The 13,426-nt window shown below is 44.9% G+C and carries 14 protein-coding genes and 2 pseudogenes; 12 read left to right on the forward strand and 4 right to left on the reverse strand.

Annotation, left to right across the window (positions count from 1 at the left end):
- The 6 genes and pseudogenes from EO93_RS17250 to EO93_RS17890 all read left to right on the forward strand — a co-directional run.
- Positions 1–520: pseudogene (locus EO93_RS17250) on the forward strand ([dimethylamine--corrinoid protein] Co-methyltransferase); the annotation flags it as partial.
- Positions 521–1,024: 504 nt separating this feature from the next.
- Positions 1,025–2,512: pseudogene (gene mttB, locus EO93_RS04180) on the forward strand ([trimethylamine--corrinoid protein] Co-methyltransferase).
- 2 nt (positions 2,513–2,514) lie between these two features.
- Positions 2,515–3,168, forward strand: a complete 654-nt coding sequence (locus EO93_RS04190; protein ID WP_048132529.1) for a B12-binding domain-containing protein — start codon at positions 2,515–2,517, stop codon at positions 3,166–3,168.
- Between the two features lie 100 nt (positions 3,169–3,268).
- Positions 3,269–4,315: a DMT family transporter gene (locus tag EO93_RS04195; RefSeq protein ID WP_048132531.1), complete on the forward strand. Its 1,047-nt coding sequence runs from the start codon at positions 3,269–3,271 to the stop codon at positions 4,313–4,315.
- 2 nt (positions 4,316–4,317) lie between these two features.
- Positions 4,318–4,614, forward strand: a complete 297-nt coding sequence (locus EO93_RS04200; RefSeq protein WP_048132533.1) for a hypothetical protein — start codon at positions 4,318–4,320, stop codon at positions 4,612–4,614.
- Positions 4,615–4,632: 18 nt separating this feature from the next.
- Positions 4,633–4,782 carry a hypothetical protein gene (locus tag EO93_RS17890; protein WP_200894995.1) on the forward strand — a complete coding sequence of 50 codons (150 nt, stop codon included), beginning with the start codon at positions 4,633–4,635 and terminating at the stop codon, positions 4,780–4,782.
- A gap of 245 nt (positions 4,783–5,027) precedes the next feature.
- Here the strand turns inward: EO93_RS17890 and EO93_RS04205 are convergent, their stop codons facing one another.
- A complete protein-coding gene (locus EO93_RS04205; protein WP_048132534.1) occupies positions 5,028–5,711 on the reverse strand; it encodes a DUF5591 domain-containing protein in 684 nt (227 codons plus the stop codon).
- Between the two features lie 817 nt (positions 5,712–6,528).
- Between EO93_RS04205 and EO93_RS04210 the strand changes: the two genes are divergently transcribed.
- Entirely contained in the window at positions 6,529–6,930 is a 402-nt protein-coding gene (locus EO93_RS04210) for a helix-turn-helix domain-containing protein (RefSeq protein WP_048132544.1), read from the forward strand.
- 171 nt (positions 6,931–7,101) lie between these two features.
- Here EO93_RS04210 and EO93_RS04215 read toward each other — a convergent pair whose 3' ends face one another.
- The 3 genes from EO93_RS04215 to EO93_RS04225 form a co-directional block, all read right to left on the reverse strand.
- Entirely contained in the window at positions 7,102–8,283 is a 1,182-nt protein-coding gene (locus tag EO93_RS04215; protein ID WP_048161228.1) for an aminotransferase class I/II-fold pyridoxal phosphate-dependent enzyme, read from the reverse strand.
- An 83-nt stretch (positions 8,284–8,366) separates the two neighbouring features.
- On the reverse strand, positions 8,367–8,858 hold the full coding sequence (locus EO93_RS04220; protein ID WP_048132546.1) for an Lrp/AsnC family transcriptional regulator: 492 nt from the start codon (positions 8,856–8,858) through the stop codon (positions 8,367–8,369).
- A gap of 79 nt (positions 8,859–8,937) precedes the next feature.
- Entirely contained in the window at positions 8,938–9,315 is a 378-nt protein-coding gene (locus EO93_RS04225; protein ID WP_048132537.1) for a 30S ribosomal protein S8e, read from the reverse strand.
- Positions 9,316–9,654: 339 nt separating this feature from the next.
- Here EO93_RS04225 and EO93_RS17255 point away from each other — a divergent pair, with 339 nt between their 5' ends.
- The 5 genes from EO93_RS17255 to EO93_RS04245 all read left to right on the forward strand — a co-directional run bounded on the left by EO93_RS17255 (position 9,655) and on the right by EO93_RS04245 (position 13,160).
- The gene (locus tag EO93_RS17255; RefSeq protein ID WP_156161229.1) at positions 9,655–9,816 is read left to right on the forward strand and encodes a hypothetical protein; all 162 of its coding nucleotides are present in this window, start codon (positions 9,655–9,657) and stop codon (positions 9,814–9,816) included.
- Positions 9,817–9,864: 48 nt separating this feature from the next.
- Entirely contained in the window at positions 9,865–10,191 is a 327-nt protein-coding gene (locus EO93_RS04230; RefSeq protein WP_048132539.1) for a DUF6951 family protein, read from the forward strand.
- 373 nt (positions 10,192–10,564) lie between these two features.
- Positions 10,565–11,254 carry a DUF169 domain-containing protein gene (locus EO93_RS04235; RefSeq protein WP_048132541.1) on the forward strand — a complete coding sequence of 230 codons (690 nt, stop codon included), beginning with the start codon at positions 10,565–10,567 and terminating at the stop codon, positions 11,252–11,254.
- Positions 11,255–11,872: 618 nt separating this feature from the next.
- On the forward strand, positions 11,873–12,379 hold the full coding sequence (locus EO93_RS04240) for an NOB1 family endonuclease (protein ID WP_048132101.1): 507 nt from the start codon (positions 11,873–11,875) through the stop codon (positions 12,377–12,379).
- A gap of 166 nt (positions 12,380–12,545) precedes the next feature.
- A complete protein-coding gene (locus EO93_RS04245) occupies positions 12,546–13,160 on the forward strand; it encodes an orotate phosphoribosyltransferase-like protein (RefSeq protein ID WP_048132105.1) in 615 nt (204 codons plus the stop codon).
- The last annotated feature ends 266 nt before the right edge of the window (positions 13,161–13,426 follow it).

Consider the following 13,426-nt stretch of genomic DNA (forward strand, 5'->3'; position numbering starts at 1 on the left):
CTGGAACCTTGCAAGGGCTGTCACCTTCATGAAGGCAGCTGTTGCAGTTTCCACTATCCCCTGTCACGTTGACATGGGTATGGGTGTCGGCGGAATTCCGATGCTTGAGACTCCTCCGGTAGATGCCGTTACAAGGGCAAGCAAGGCAATGGTCGAAATTGCTGGCGTAGACGGCATATAGGTAGGGGTCGGCGACCCGCTGGGTATGCCGATTTCCCACATAATGGCTTCCGGGATGACCGGGATGAGAGCAGCCGGAGACCTTGTAGCAAGGATGGAATTCTCAAAGAACATGAGGATAAAAGACGCAAAAGAGTACGTGGCAAAGAAGCTTAAAGTTGGCACAATTGACCTCTCAGACGAACATATCATGAGGGAACTGCGTGAAGAGCTTGATATTGGCGTTATCACCTCCGTGCCAGGAGCTGCAAAGGGCATTGCTGCAAAGATGAACATTGAAAAGCTACTCGGTGTCAAGATCAACTCCTGCGATCTCTTTAGAAAACAGACCGGAAGGTAAACGCGAAAGATGAGCTCTATCGAAAAATCAAATTAAAAGTTATCAGGAAATTATATATAGACGGATTTATAAAATAAAATCGACAGAGTAGTAAATTAATCCGGAAATAATTGAAGCCAAGGGGGGCTTAATCCGGAAAGGGTACAGGACTTTGCCAAAATATGGCGCGGTTTTTTCCCTGCAGTCACACAGGGACGAAACGGCGGTCTTTTCGAAAAGTTACGGGAAAGCGGATAGTAGAGACTATAGACAGGGGTTTCAAAGAAGGGAGCGGGAGGACACCGAGTTTTCCTTTTTTTAGAGGCCTGTGGCCGTAAGCTAACAGGTTTTCTCAAACAGGGATTTTAAAGAAGGTTTTCAACCCTTCCCCTGTAAAATAAAATTTATTCTCTCTTCACAGTCCGTTGAAGTCCGACCCATGGGAAAAACGTGGATTTTCCCCTATTGCAGATGAAAGGCAAATGGAAGTAAAGTGAATAAATTCGAAAATAAAGGAGAAAGAAAATGGCACAATGTAATGCATTTGCAGGATTTGATTACCTTGAGGGCGTGAGACTGAGCCTTTTCACCAATGATGAGTTAAAGGCTATCCACTACGCTACAATGGAAGTCCTGATGAACCCCGGAATCCAGGTTTCGGATGCCGAGGCAAGGAAGATCTTCAAGGAAAACGGCTGTGAAGTTGACGAAAAGACTCAGATCGTAAAGATCCCCGAATATCTTGTAAGAAGAGCCCTTCAGCTCGCTCCCTCGAGGTTTGTGCTCTGGGGACGTGACAAGAAGTACAATACCGTACAGGAGTCAGGGGGTAAGGTGCACTGGACCTGTTTCGGGACAGGGGTCAAGATGTGCAGGTACAAGGACGGGAAGTACGTCACAGTGGATTCGGTAGAGCAGGACATTGCAGACATTGCAAAGCTCTGTGACTGGGCCGAAAACATTGACTACTACTCCCTTCCGGTGTCTGCTAGGGACTGGGCCGGAAAAGGCGCCCAGGACGTCCATGAGACCTTCACCCCGCTTACGAACACTGCAAAGCACTTCCACCACATCGACCCTGTCGGAGAAAACGTCGAATACTACTGGGACATTGCAAAAGCCTACTACGGCGGCAACGAAGAAGAAGCAAGGAAAAAACCGATCTTCTCCATGCTGCTCTGTCCGACCAGCCCGCTTGAGCTCAGCGTCAACGCCTGCCAGGTCATCATTAAGGGTGCCCGCCTCGGTATCCCCGTAAACGTCCTGAGTATGGCGATGTCCGGTGGTTCTGCTCCTGTTTACCTTGCAGGAACCCTCGTGACACACAACGCCGAAGTCCTCTCCGGTATCACCCTCGCCCAGCTCACAGTGCCCGGAACCAAAGTCTGGTACGGAAGTTCCACCACCACCTTCGACCTGAAGAAGGGTACTGCGCCCGTCGGATCTCCCGAACTCGGCCTGATCAGCGCTGCTGTCGCAAAGCTCGCCCAGTTCTATGGCCTCCCCGCATTCGTGGCAGGCACCTAGTCTGATGCAAAGATCCCGGACGACCAGGCTGGACACGAGAAGACCATGACCTGCCTCCTTCCCGCCCTCGCGGGGGCTAACACCCTCTACGGCGCCGGGATGCTTGAGCTTGGTATGACCTTCTCCATGGAACAACTGGTCATCGACAACGACATCATCAAAATGACAAAGAAAGCGATGCAGGGAATTCCAGTTTCTACCGAAACCCTGGCAGTCGAATCCATTCAGAAGGTCGGAATCGGAAACAACTTCCTGGCCCTTAAGCAGACGAGGATGCTTGTAGACTACCCCTCCGACCCCATGCTCATCGACAGGCGCATGTTCGGAGATTGGGCAGCAGCCGGCTCCAAGGACCTTGCGTCCGCGGCAAACGAAAAGGTGATGGATGTCCTCAAGCACCATGAAGTAAAACCAATCGATGCAGACATCCTCAAGGCCATGAAAGCAGTTGTCGACAAGGCTGACAGAGCCTTCAGGGAGGGATAAAAATGGCAAGCAAAGAAGAGATTATAGCAAAAGCAAAAGCTTCGATCACCGAGTTTGATGAAGATATGGCAGCTGAAGCAGCAAATGAATCCCTTGCCGCCGGGGTCGACCCGGTAGAAATCATCGAACACGGCTATACAGCAGGCATGCTGTACGTAGGCGAACAGTTCGAGCAGGGGACTCTTTTCCTGCCCCATGTGCTTGCAGCCGCAGAAGCAATGAAAGCAGGAGTCGACGTTCTGACACCCGAGATGGAGAAGCGGAAATCCCAGACTACAAAGCTCGGGACCGTCGTCATCGGGACCATCGAAGGGGACATCCATTCCATCGGAAAGGACATAGTTGCCTCCATGCTCAACATTGCAGGTTTTGAAGTGGTAGACCTCGGAAGAGACGTGCCCATCAAGACCTTCGTTGAAAAGGCAAAGGAACTCAAGCCTGACATTGTTGCAAGTTCCGCCCTTATGACCACCACCATGGTCAACCAGATCCAGATTGAGGAGCAGCTCAAAGAAGCAGGCGTCCGTGATAAGGTCAAGACCATGGTCGGAGGAGCTCCGGTTACCCAGGACTGGGCTGACAAGATTGGGGCAAACATCTACGGAGAAAGTGCAACAGATGCCGTTACCAAGGTAAAGGCAGCCCTGAAGCGCTGATAATCAGAAGAGCAGGCAGTTCCTGGAGTCCCAGGAAGGCTATACAGGCCGGGCTCCCGGTACACCTGCCCAATAACTCTAACAAAAGGGAGGAGTTGGTATGGATCTGAAAGCTTTGAAAGCGCAGGAAAGCAAACGAAAAATCAGTAAAGGGTACATGTGGGCCCTTTTTTGTGCTGTTTTCTGGGGCATCTGGTACCTGCCGGGAACTGTTGTGTGGGTACTGAACCCTTTTGATGAGATGTATGGGGTTATTGCCGAGACCAGTGGAGATGCAGTGTCCCTGGTTGTAACAGCGGCTCTGATTACCGCATTTAATGCACTTACAGTTATGCTGGCCCTCATGCTCTGGAATGGGGTGCTTGGAAAATTCGGAGAACTGGGCCGGACACTTAAGGAATTTCACCCTTGTTCCAAATGGTTCTTCCTGGCCTCAATCTTCGGGGGGCCCATAGCAATTCTTGGTTCCTTTATGGCCATGGGCTTTATTGGTGGAGCATTCGCAGCCGTTGCTGCCCTTCTCTATCCTGTGATCGGCTCGGTGCTTGCTTATTACTGGTATGGGGAAAAGATCAGCAAGAGAGCAGCAACCGGAATTGTAATCATTATTCTTGGTGGAATCACAATCTTTGGCGGCGGGGTTATAACCGAGCTTGCTGCAGGAAGCGTCCCCTGGATTGGATACCTGGGAGGGTTGATGGCTGCTGCAGGCTGGGGAATAGAAGGTGCAATTGCAGGCAAAGGGCTTGATATTTCCGAGCCTGATGTGGGGCTTACACTTCGGTTCCTTGGAGAAAACATCATCTGGTGGATCATTATCGTGCCGATCCTGGCAATCGTTGGCTACCCGATGTATTCCTTTGCGCTCCAGGCATTTGAACCTCTGACGCTGTTGGTCCTGATTTTTGCTGGAATCACCTTCGGGTTCTGTTACGTCTGCTGGTATAAGTCTTTCCCGCTGATAGGTGTCGGAAGAGGCCAGGGGATAGGAAACCTCTACGGACTGTGTGCTATTATCTTCATATTCCTCTTCTTTGGAGATGTCCCACAGTGGACCATCATTGTCGGAGGTACCCTCTGTGTTATTGGTAGCTTCGTCATGTTTACGGAAGAAACAAGCGCACTTGAAACCCTGAGAGGTGAGTGAAAGTGGGCAAGAACCGGCCTATAAAGTTCAGGATCCTGGAGCTATTCCTTGATGGAGAAGCACACTGGAACTACGAGATAGTTTCAAAAATCCAGGAAGAGTACGGCATGAAGGGTAATTTCCACAGGGACAGCATCAATTTCGACATTCTTGAACTGGCGTCCGGTGGGATGTTGAAAGATGTGGAACAGAAGGTCGATGAGGAGGGAATTTACAAAAAAGATTTCCTGCTGCACAAATACGTTATCACCGACTTCGGAAAGGTCCGGGGCTCGGATGCCTGTCTAAGGTATGTCTAAAGGTACGGAGGGAAAAAGATGGTACAAACGGCAGCTGCTATGGAAGCTTACAATGCTTACTGGGTAAACTCCATTATCCCGGGAGCAGACACCATGTGGATGGTCCTGATCCTCATCCTGGCGGTCATTGCCCTCTGGCAGGCAAGGACCTTCGTATCGAAGTTCTAAGCTTTCAGTGAATAAAAAGCAGAGGAGACACCCCTCTGTCTTTCAAGCATAAAAACACCTGGAAGACCTGACGAAAAAGGCTTGAGTTCCTTTCGGAGCGGAGCTTATACCCCATTAAGGACTAAAAAGAGATCTAGCCTGCAGGCATACTTACTGCAGGACAGCTTTAACAATAAGGCGGGAAGTCCCCTTCCTCGGAGCGAAGCGACATGAGGGGGAGTTCACAGGACTTACCAGGGGATAGTTCACAGGACGTACCAATCTGTGTCGTCAACTGACAGGTCTTCCCGGAGACCAACCTCCCTCGCGGGGAGTTCTAAGGCCGTCGTTATCGCATCGGAAAAATCCTGCAGGTACTCTTTAGATGAGAGGCTGTTGTAAATGAAGGATTTCTCGGGCTGGATCATCCTTTGAATTGTGGATTCCCTCGGGACAATATCCACTTTTATGTCAACTATTTCCAGGGCTTTTTCCATTGCAGTCCGAAAATCTCCGATACAGTACGCTATCCTGTGCTTGTAGTTTGCCCTCGTCTTTTCAAGATAAGCGGCAATCCTTTCACTTTCTATTTTTATAAAGTCTCTCTTGATCTTTGTCACATTGCATTTGCCCATCATGAAAGTGTAGTTCATAAAAGGGTATTGAGTATCAAGTTCCCTTGGAGCAATCCCGCAGGTTCCGAAGGTTACTATGTGTACATCCTCGGGCTTTGCAATCCCAAAAATTATCCTGTCGAATTTTTTATGGGATGGGCTTTCGTGGTAAGGCTTTCTCTTGGCGCAGGGAACAAAAATACATAATTCCCTGAAAGGAGCTTCATACTCAGTGAGAACCCAGTCATTGGCTTTTATCATGTCAGGATGGTAAATTATTCTCTCAGTATCAAGAGGTTCTTCGGAACGTTCATCTTCAGGGATAATGGGCTTCATAAGACCTCAGAGCTTATTGAGTCAGGAAATTATATATATAATTAACTAACCAGAATCACTCCGGATTTATTATTCCGGATTTATTATTTGGCATGAAAGTACTGTGATTTGAAAAGTACTGTGATTTGTTTGTGCCTATTATTCGAAGAATTTCATGTACGTTTTTATGAAAACGGTCTGAAAAAATCTAATGGAATATTTAGCAGATATTACCGGATAAATATAATGAAATTTAACTGATATAAATAAGTTTATAAATCTATTCACCAATATTGGTAGCTAAATAACACATAATGATACTTAACACGATTGGGGATTATGCTTTTAAAAAGTATGTTTGGAGGCCGGCATAAGGTTTTCTATTTTATAAGAAGAAGCGTAAAACCCCCAGGTCTTTAACCTGGAAGATATAAGCGTCACCTTCTTCAATATTCGTTTCGTTATCCTTTGACTTGATATACATCGAAACCAATATAATATTAAGCAATGGTTACGAGAATCAAGTGGCCAATGCAATATATGTTAACCGTTAGGCTCATCAGGTCCTGGAAAATACACCGTCTCTAGCTTGAAACCCTGTAAAACCGAATCAGGCGGCAGAGCGGGACATAGTAGGGCAGGGACTGCCCGAATTAACGCCTTTGGAGACTCCGGAAGGTAGTCTATGAATTAGGAAGCTCCAGGTCTTTAGCCCAGGGGTAGTTCACGAGCATCCTCAATCTACCTTATATAATTGAATGTGCTTGCCGGTATCCTCAAAGAGCTCAAAATAAATTTTAAAAAACAATATGGCAAACTGCCCTCAAATAGTGGTTTTATGGTTAATTCTATTCATGAGATGATCAGAGCAAGCTTCAGATGCGAGGACATGGTACAATGTGTACTCGGTCTGAAGTCCCTTGATATCGACACATATAAGGCTCTGCTTACGCATGGTCCTCTTACAGCAGAAAAATTGGGAGAGATCCTCAGCAGGGAAAGGAGCACTGCATATCGTTCCCTGCAGAACCTTATAGCTTGTGGAATTGTTTACAGGGAAACACGATCCATCGATAGTGGGGGATACTACTACGAATATGTAGCTATCGAGCCCCAGGAAATGAAACAGATGGTAAAGAAAAACGTTGACGAATGGTACAACCAGATGAATGAATTGATTGATAAAATGGATGATAAAGTACGCGCTCTTATCATGCGGCTGGACGATGAAGAAAGCTGAATCTAAAAAAGAGATCAAAGTAAAAAATTAAAGTAATAATATTGAAGCAAGGAAATTTAAAAGTAAAAAAATATAGATGTAAAAGCATCACAAAAATAAAATACGAAAATTAAAGTATCACAAAAATAAAATGAGAATGTAAAAGTAGACCGAATAAAGCTTCGGCCGAATTCATTGTTTTAATCCGTCTACGAAATCTCCCATTCTCTCAATTGCTTTTCTAAGGTCATCCAGAGATGCTGCATAAGCGCACCGCAGGAATCCTTCACCTGCTTCCCCAAACACATCTCCGGGAATTGTAACAACCCTCTTTTCATTCAGGAGACGTTCTGCAAAATCAGAAGAGGAAAGGCCTGTATCTCCTATATAGGGGAATGCATAAAAAGCGCCTTTCGGGTTGAAGCACTCAAGTCCTATTCTGTTAAAGCCTTTTACGATAAAGTGCCTGCGCCGGTCATATTCCCGGACCATCCGCTCCATTTCCCCTTTTCCATTGCGAAGGGCTTCGATTGCTCCTACCTGGGCAGTTATGGGGGCACATAGCATGGAGTACTGGTGGATCATCATCATTGAATGGATAATATCCGGAGCTCCCATTGCAAAGCCGAGTCTGAGCCCTGTCATTGCATAAGCCTTGGAAAACCCGTTCAGCATGACAGTCCGATCCTTCATACCTTCAAGAGACGAGAACGGAACATGGGTGCCTTCATAAGTCAGGCATTCATAAACCTCGTCTGAGATTACAAATAAATCGTTTTCAACAACAAGATCAGCGATATCCTCCATCCCTTCCTGTTCCATAATTGCGCCTGTAGGATTGTTGGGAAAGTTGAGGACGATTGCCTTGGTTTTACTGGTGATTGCAGGTTTCAGGGCTTCTGCAGTAAGGCTGAAATCATCGTCCCTGTGAGTAGAAACAATGACAGGTTTGCCCCCTGCCAGAATCACTGAAGGGACGTATGCCACATAGGAGGGCTGAACCACAATTACCTCATCTCCGGGATTGACCACGGCCCTGATTGCTATATCAAGAGCTTCGCTTACTCCTGTAGTAATCAGGATTTCGGATGCCGGATCATAGTCCAGGCCATAGCGCCTATAATAGGTTCTTGTAAGTTCGTCTCTGAGTTCCGGAAGTCCGGAGTTTGAGGTATATGAAGTCTGCCCCTTTTCTAGAGAGTGGATGCACATCTCACGAATGTGCCAGGGAGTGATGAAATCAGGCTCTCCTACACCAAGGGAAATTATATCCTCAAGTCCGGAAACCAGGTCAAAAAAACGGCGTATTCCTGATGGAGGGATACTTTTTACAGCTTCCGCAACGAATTTTGAAGGATCGCATGGAGGTCTCAAGCAAACACCCCTATAAAAAACTTTATTAGTTTGATAAAATATAAAATGTGATAAGATGGATCAGATCTTAATCGATATCCTCTTTAAAACGATACCGGGAGCCTCTTTATTGACTCTGGTTCGTGGAGGATTACCCCGTCTTCTTTATAGGTCTTCAGCACGAAATGAGTGGACGTGCTCTGGACCTGGTCAAGGGTGGCGATTTTTTCTGCCACAAAAAAAGCCACATCCTTCATTGACTTCCCCCGGACGGTAAGGGAGATGTCATAGTCTCCGGACAGAAGCCTGACAGACCTGACTTCCGGAAACTTATAGATCCTTTCTGCAATTGCCTGATAGCCCTGGTTACGCTCGAGAGTAACCTTCAACTCAATTACGGCGTAAACGTAGTTTTCCCCAACCAGGTCCCAATCAACTATGGTCTTGTAGTGCCGGATAACTCCTGTTTCTTCAAGCTTTGCGATCGTCTGGGAAATTTCCTGTGCAGACATTCCTGTCAGGGCTGCGATTTCTTCCGAACTTGCTCGGGCATCATTTTCAAGAATTTCCAATATATGTCGAATTATTTCGTCCATGTTGACCACCGGCACAAGGTTTAGGGAAATTGGCACAGAACCCCAGGTATGGGGTCAGGGCTCTCTTCAATTATTCAATTTATTCAATTAATACAGCGTTTACAACTCCATCCTGTCCGGGTCTGCTTGTAACTCTAGCAGTGCCCATAGGAGTCCTTATAACGGATCCTTTTGTCAGAATGTTACGCCTGACATAGTGCTTGTTTGCAGTGTTTTCAATTACAGTCTCAATGGGTGCAGTAACTGTCTTTCCGTCTTTAGGATTGGTCACGTTTGCAACGTTTGACTGGAGAAGCCTTACTTTCCTGTTGCCGCCCATAGTGTGAATGTTCTTTCTTTTTACATCGCTGATACGGGTATCTGCAGATTCGCGGCCCATTTCAAACTTGCGCTTTCCGCGGGCGGCATTAACCTTTCCACCGGTAACTTTTCTTCTGGAGCTGCCTTGCCATCTCATTATTAAAACCTCGTTATTGTATTGAAATTTAAGCCAAGATTTATACTTAACGTTATTTTTAGTATTACTTAAGCTGGTTTTTAATGGAACCTTAAATGATCCATATAGTAAATATCCTGTAATCTTGATCTAGTGATCCTTTTTCAGGGCATAAGCATACCTATCAGTAGCTTAATTGCTCTGCTAATATATTAATGTATTAACAGGAATGCTATAATTAGCATATTTGCTATGGACTTAGCAATACGAATAGAATCGTATAAGAACTTTGCGATCATGTTGCCAGAAAAACCTTAACTTCCGGACAGCACCTGCATACGGGTAACTGTAGCCGAAAAAGTGGCATTCGAAGACCATAAAGTTACCGGTCTAAAAAGAGGCACAAAAAGCTGGCCACAGAAAAATATATATGATGAATTAAATACAAAAGAAAGAGAAAAAGAGATTCAGGTACAGGCCAGAAGGGAAATCTCATATATCTCATTTATAATAGTGCATTGAAAACCCTTCCGACCCCGGATGACTATGCAGATTACAGGAGGATAAATAATGGTTTCTGAAATTTCACTCAATACCGTATGCGGACATACAACAAAAGTTATTGCTACAAAAGAAGGCAAAACCATCCATGTGCATATCAAAACCACCTGTGAAAAACTCCGGAAATGGGGCACACAGTTTGATATGGGCATGAAAGACCTTATGGGCGGCCCTGAGACTGTGCTTGCCCAGAAAATGGCTGAAGCTCCTCTCACCCCCACCTGCCTTGTCCCGGCTGCAGTAATGAATGCCTGCTGGCTCGAAAACGGTCTGATTTCTAAAAACCTTGCCCGGGAAATGGGAAAAATGGAGCTCATTTTTGACAAACTTGAGTGATTAGGTCTTAATGAGTGATTAGGTCTTAATGAGTGATTAGGTCTTAATTTATACTCATTCTGATTTAAAATTTAGAATTTTTGCCTCAAAAAATAAGGCAATAATTCAATATAATTATGAAAACTAAATCCTGATGATTATAAATCTTTATTTTCTGTCTGAGGCAGGAAGTTGAAATCAACAAAACTCTCAAAAAAATTAAGAGTACTGCGATAAAACGCCTCTCTAATTCAAAACTTAAGAATACTTATATTGAATATGGTTGTGTATTATTTAATCACAACTTATCAACCATGTGCATATAAAATATATATACAATTTTTTTGTTTCTTCCATTTAAAATTAATAAAGATTCATACCCGGAGTGATAAATATGGATTTAAAAGAAATCAACAATTATGGACAGGAAATGCTCGAATGCCTTAAACTCAAGACTTCTCCAGTTGCAGTGAAATTGATTCCAAAGGGAGAAAAGGTTCCGGAGGGAATTGAAAAAGTAGATGAGGCTATGAGACACTGCCAGCTTGTTGACAGAGTGAGAAGAACGGGAGAAGAATTTTATACTCTGGGAGAGGACCAGATGTGCAAAGGCGGAGCAGGTGCCATGGGCCTTGGAGCACTGCCCCCTAAAGTAGCCAGCGGAGAATTCTATTATAAAGGCTTAAAACAATTCAGTACCCAGGGTGCTGCAAGGCGTACCATTGAAATGGTGCCAACCCTGACTCCTAACTCTACAGAGGCTGTCCTGTATGCACCTCTTGAAAAGACCACATTCATGCCTGATGTTGTAGTGGTCATCTGTAACCCGAAGCAGATAATGCTGCTCACCCAGGCTTATATGTACAAAACCGGAGGCAGGCTTGAAGCCAGTTTCGCAGGCAAACAGAGCCTCTGTTCCGATGGTGTGGTGCAGGCATATAAAGAAGGTAAAATAGGAGTTACAGTCGGCTGCAGCGGCAGCAGAGCTTATACTGAGATCGCAGATGAAGAAATGATCATGGGAATCCCAGTTGAGCTCCTTCCAGATGTCATTGCCGGCCTCAGGATAATCTGCCCTAAATAATACTAAAACCCGCATATTTACTTCAGATGTAAATTCCTCCATGCTCAGCCCTTAATTGATAGTGGGGCAAGCCATTGATCAAATATGACATAACAGACACAATCTGTTTGTTATATCATATTTGAAAACCGTTCTTCGACTTCTGCTTCTGCTTTCAGTAACTGACCTCACTACTAATTTTTTTTCTGTTGGCCGAATCAACCTTTTTGATTTCGAGCGTAAATATTACACCTGATCTCAAGGTTCTGCCATCACGGAAAGACATATAAAATCTGTAACAAAACGCTCACTTTGAACTATAAAATCAATTAAAAACCATAGTTAGTCCGCTTGAGCGAGCGAAGCTCACTGCTAAAACCCATAGATTAGCCCTCTTGAGCGCAGCGAAAAGGGCAGCGTACTGCAGAGCCGCAACTCTGCTGAAACGGACCTCGTGCTGTTGCACTTACAGTGCAACTCCCAGAAAATCTCCGATTTCCTGTGATCCCAAAGCGAAACTCGGGAGACAATGGATTATATACTAAAAGAGAAAACAAACATGAAATTCTTCAGATTACAGGCACAAAGAAATAAAAGTACTTTTCAAATCACAGTACTTTCATGCCAAAGAGATATAAAATGACCTCTTACATAGCAGATTCAGCAGTATTTATAATGGGAAACTGCAGCGTGGACAGTTCGCTGCTTATCACCGTCCCTTCGGTTGCGGACGAGTTAAAAAGCAAGGAGTCAGTGCTCCGTTTTGATCTTGCAAAAGAGGGAGGGCTAAGGGTCGAATGGCCAGAACCGGAAATGGTAAAAGAAGTCAAGAAAAAAGCTGAACAGACCCGGGACTCGGAAGAGCTTTCAAAAACTGACCTGGAAATTCTTGCAAAAGCCCTTGAGCACAGGGATAGGGCAATACTGCTCACAGATGATTATGCAGTTCAGAATGTTGCCGTTCAGCTTGGGATTCAGGTTAAACCAATAGCCCAGAAAAAGATCAGGGACATCATTATCTGGCAAAAGCAGTGTACGGGTTGTAAAAAAACCTTCGAGAAAGGGGATGAATGCCCGATTTGCGGTTCACCCATGAAGAAAAAGAGAAAAACAAGACTTTCAGGAAAAAGGTCTCAGGAAAACTGAAGAAAAAGATATAACACTTGATAGTGTAATAATGTCTTTAACTGAGAAAAGATATACTTGAATTATAATTTTTCAGGCAGTAATTCCAGGCAGCATCCGTAAGAAGAGCTGCAAAAATCGGCCGGAAATACCGCCATACAAAAAAATTTCAGGTGGGAATGGAGGAATGAAGAACATAGAAGATCTGATTCAGAAAGCTGTGGAACTGCAGAACAATGGACTTGTGACCGGCCAGATTGCCGATGAACTTAACGTTTCAAGAGAAACAGTTACATGGCTTTTAACCCGCTCAAAAAAAGAAGGAGCAGTCCCCGCTCCAAAAGACATATCTGTAAACTGGAGCAGCATAGGAAAGAGCGCTACACGGCTTCACCACATCTCACTTGCACTCTGCGACATGGTGCTTGAGACTCTGGAAAAGACAAACGCTGAAGTGGACGTGGTAGTTGGTGTTGCAGCTAGCGGTATCCCCCTGGCAAGCATGATGGCAAACGAGCTGGGAGTAGACTTTGCTCTCTATCATTCCCGTAAAGGACAGGATGTTGTCCAGCCAGGCCAGAAAGGGACCATCAGCAGGAACTTCGGAAGCGTTGTAGGCAAGAACTGTGTGATCGTGGACGACGTTATCACGACGGGCTCAACAACCATGGAAGTAATTGAGCAGCTGCGGGAAATGGACGCAAAACCCAGAGTAGTGGTGGTTCTTGTGGACAAAAAAGGCGCAGATACAATTGCCAATGTCCCGATCCAGTCCCTGGTAAGGATAGTTCGTGTTGACTAAAAATAACGACAAAAAAGCAGAAATAAATCGTTTACATTAAAGTCATTTACAATATTGGAAGCCTTTCTAAATGAAAGGTTTTTCCAAAAAATTACACTTTTTTAACTTATAGAATTGGTCGGACAGATTATTTCTGACCATTCTAAACAACTGATCATTTAATTATTTTTAAATTATTTTTATTAACCCTTAATCATTTTTATTAATCATCTACAGTTGTGGTGCTCAGTCATCCCATTTTCTTTGTACAGTCCAGATCCGGCTAA

Origin of the sequence: Methanosarcina sp. 1.H.A.2.2, assembly GCF_000979975.1 — an archaeon.
Lineage (GTDB): Archaea > Halobacteriota > Methanosarcinia > Methanosarcinales > Methanosarcinaceae > Methanosarcina.

Bases quoted from the DNA above. Each gene is read 5' to 3' on its own strand.
- EO93_RS04190 (WP_048132529.1), top strand. From the start codon at position 2,515: ATGGCAAGCAAAGAAGAGATTATAGCAAAAGCAAAAGCTTCGATCACC.
- EO93_RS04195 (WP_048132531.1), top strand. From the start codon at position 3,269: ATGGATCTGAAAGCTTTGAAAGCGCAGGAAAGCAAACGAAAAATCAGT.
- EO93_RS17890 (WP_200894995.1), top strand. From the start codon at position 4,633: ATGGTACAAACGGCAGCTGCTATGGAAGCTTACAATGCTTACTGGGTA.
- EO93_RS04205 (WP_048132534.1), bottom strand. From the start codon at position 5,711: ATGAAGCCCATTATCCCTGAAGATGAACGTTCCGAAGAACCTCTTGAT.
- EO93_RS04210 (WP_048132544.1), top strand. From the start codon at position 6,529: ATGGTTAATTCTATTCATGAGATGATCAGAGCAAGCTTCAGATGCGAG.
- EO93_RS04220 (WP_048132546.1), bottom strand. From the start codon at position 8,858: ATGGACGAAATAATTCGACATATATTGGAAATTCTTGAAAATGATGCC.
- EO93_RS04225 (WP_048132537.1), bottom strand. From the start codon at position 9,315: ATGAGATGGCAAGGCAGCTCCAGAAGAAAAGTTACCGGTGGAAAGGTT.
- EO93_RS04230 (WP_048132539.1), top strand. From the start codon at position 9,865: ATGGTTTCTGAAATTTCACTCAATACCGTATGCGGACATACAACAAAA.
- EO93_RS04235 (WP_048132541.1), top strand. From the start codon at position 10,565: ATGGATTTAAAAGAAATCAACAATTATGGACAGGAAATGCTCGAATGC.
- EO93_RS04240 (WP_048132101.1), top strand. From the start codon at position 11,873: ATGACCTCTTACATAGCAGATTCAGCAGTATTTATAATGGGAAACTGC.
- EO93_RS04245 (WP_048132105.1), top strand. From the start codon at position 12,546: ATGAAGAACATAGAAGATCTGATTCAGAAAGCTGTGGAACTGCAGAAC.